Here is a 3,304-nt window from a genome sequence, read left to right on the forward strand (position 1 = left end):
TGCTGTTTTTTCTGGGCATAAAAAAACCCCAGTTCATTTCTGAACTGGGGTTTTGCTGTATAAGCTTGACGATGACCTACTCTCACATGGGGAAACCCCACACTACCATCGGCGATACATCGTTTCACTTCTGAGTTCGGGATGGGATCAGGTGGTTCCAATGTTCTATGGTCGTCAAGCAATTCTTTTGAAGAATCGTAGTTCACATGTAACTTCGCTTCTTCGAATCAGGTATGTGATATTAGCATACTGTTTGTATTTTTCACGAACTTTCGGATCACAATTCGTCTTCCCAAATTGTTTGGGTGTTATATGGTCAAGCCTCACGGGCAATTAGTATTGGTTAGCTCAATGCCTCACAGCACTTACACACCCAACCTATCAACCTTGTAGTCTTCAAGGGCCCTTTAGGGAGCTTAAAGCTCCAGTGAGATCTCATCTTGAGGTGCGCTTCCCGCTTAGATGCTTTCAGCGGTTATCGCTTCCGAACATAGCTACCCGGCAATGCCACTGGCGTGACAACCGGAACACCAGAGGTTCGTCCACTCCGGTCCTCTCGTACTAGGAGCAGCTCCTCTCAAATCTCAAACGTCCACGACAGATAGGGACCGAACTGTCTCACGACGTTCTAAACCCAGCTCGCGTACCACTTTAAATGGCGAACAGCCATACCCTTGGGACCGGCTTCAGCCCCAGGATGTGATGAGCCGACATCGAGGTGCCAAACACCGCCGTCGATATGAACTCTTGGGCGGTATCAGCCTGTTATCCCCGGAGTACCTTTTATCCGTTGAGCGATGGCCCTTCCATACAGAACCACCGGATCACTAAGACCTACTTTCGTACCTGCTCGACTTGTTGGTCTCGCAGTTAAGCGCGCTTTTGCCTTTATACTCTACGACCGATTTCCGACCGGTCTGAGCGCACCTTCGTACTCCTCCGTTACTCTTTAGGAGGAGACCGCCCCAGTCAAACTACCCACCATACACTGTCCTCGATCCGGATAACGGACCGGAGTTAGAACCTCAAAGTTGCCAGGGTGGTATTTCAAGGATGGCTCCACTGCAACTGGCGTCACAGTTTCAAAGCCTCCCACCTATCCTACACAAACAACTTCAAAGTCCAGTGTAAAGCTATAGTAAAGGTTCACGGGGTCTTTCCGTCTTGCCGCGGATACACTGCATCTTCACAGCGATTTCAATTTCACTGAGTCTCGGGTGGAGACAGCGCCGCCATCGTTACGCCATTCGTGCAGGTCGGAACTTACCCGACAAGGAATTTCGCTACCTTAGGACCGTTATAGTTACGGCCGCCGTTTACTGGGGCTTCGATCAAGAGCTTCGCTTACGCTAACCCCATCAATTAACCTTCCAGCACCGGGCAGGCGTCAGACCCTATACGTCCACTTTCGTGTTTGCAGAGTCCTGTGTTTTTAATAAACAGTCGCAGCGGCCTGGTATCTTCGACTAGCAAAGGCTTACGTAGTAAATACTTCACCCTCACCAGCGCACCTTCTCCCGAAGTTACGGTGCCATTTTGCCTAGTTCCTTCACCCGAGTTCTCTCAAGCGCCTTGGTATTCTCTACCCAACCACCTGTGTCGGTTTGGGGTACGGTTCCTAACTATCTGAAGCTTAGAAGATTTTCTTGGAAGCATGGCATCAACCACTTCGCATTCTAAAGAACGCTCGTCATCAGTTCTCGGCATATAAGATCCCGGATTTACCTAAGATCTCTGCCTACCACCTTAAACAGGGACAACCAACGCCCTGATGGCCTAGCCTTCTCCGTCTCTCCATCGCAATAGTTAGAAGTACAGGAATATTAACCTGTTTCCCATCGATTACACCTTTCGGTCTCACCTTAGGGGCCGACTCACCCTGCGTCGATTAACGTTGCGCAGGAAACCTTGGTCTTTCGGCGTGAGTGTTTTTCACACTCATTATCGTTACTCATGTCAGCATTCGCACTTCTGATACCTCCAGCAAGCTTCTCAACTCACCTTCATTGGCTTACAGAACGCTCCTCTACCACATGTTCAAAGAACATGTCCGTAGCTTCGGTGTATGGTTTGAGCCCCGTTACATCTTCCGCGCAGGCCGACTCGACTAGTGAGCTATTACGCTTTCTTTAAAGGGTGGCTGCTTCTAAGCCAACCTCCTAGCTGTCTAAGCCTTCCCACATCGTTTCCCACTTAACCATAACTTTGGGACCTTAGCTGACGGTCTGGGTTGTTTCCCTTTCCACGACGGACGTTAGCACCCGCCGTGTGTCTCCCATACTTGCACTTGCTGGTATTCGGAGTTTGCATTGGGTTGGTAAGTCGGGATGACCCCCTAGCCAAAACAGTGCTCTACCCCCAGCAGTGATATATGAGGCGCTACCTAAATAGCTTTCGAGGAGAACCAGCTATCTCCGGGCTTGATTAGCCTTTCACTCCGATCCACAAGTCATCCCCTAATTTTTCAACATTAGTGGGTTCGGTCCTCCAGTCAGTGTTACCTAACCTTCAACCTGCTCATGGATAGATCGCCCGGTTTCGGGTCTATTCCCAGCGACTGTCGCCCTATTAAGACTCGCTTTCGCTACGCCTCCCCTATTCGGTTAAGCTTGCCACTGAAAATAAGTCGCTGACCCATTATACAAAAGGTACGCAGTCACCTAACAAAGTAGGCTCCCACTGCTTGTACGCATACGGTTTCAGGTTCTATTTCACTCCCCTCTCCGGGGTTCTTTTCGCCTTTCCCTCACGGTACTGGTTCACTATCGGTCAGTCAGTAGTATTTAGCCTTGGAGGATGGTCCCCCCATATTCAGACAAAGTTTCTCGTGCTCCGTCCTACTCGATTTCATGACAAAGAGGTTTTCGTGTACGGGGCTATCACCCACTATGGCGGCACTTCCCAGAGCCTTCCACTAACCTCTAAATCACTTAAGGGCTACTCCCCGTTCGCTCGCCACTACTAAGGGAATCTCAATTGATTTCTTTTCCTGCGGGTACTTAGATGTTTCAGTTCTCCGCGTTTGCCTCTTACAGCTATGTATTCACTATAAGATACCTAACTTATGTTAGGTGGGTTTCCCCATTCAGAGATCTCCGGATCAAAGTCTGTTTGCCGACTCCCCGAAGCTTATCGCAGGCTACAACGTCTTTCATCGCCTCTGACTGCCAAGGCATCCACCGTATGCGCTTCTTCACTTGACCATATAACCCCAAGCAATCTGGTTACTGTCTATAACGTGAAGAGCGATATTACGCCGAAAGTTCGCAATTAAAAAACTCACAAACTTTACCTTAGCCTAAAC

Annotated in this window: 2 rRNA genes; both read right to left on the minus strand. The window is 49.3% G+C overall.

Features of this window, described 5'->3' with window-relative positions:
- Positions 1-63: 63 nt before the first annotated feature.
- Positions 64-179: ribosomal RNA gene (gene rrf / locus TOI97_RS13040) — 5S ribosomal RNA — on the minus strand.
- A 133-nt stretch (positions 180-312) separates the two neighbouring features.
- Positions 313-3,203, minus strand: a 23S ribosomal RNA gene (locus tag TOI97_RS13045).
- Positions 3,204-3,304 lie beyond the last annotated feature (101 nt).

The organism is Denitrificimonas halotolerans (assembly GCF_034259425.1).
In the GTDB taxonomy this organism is placed as follows: domain Bacteria; phylum Pseudomonadota; class Gammaproteobacteria; order Pseudomonadales; family Pseudomonadaceae; genus Denitrificimonas; species Denitrificimonas halotolerans.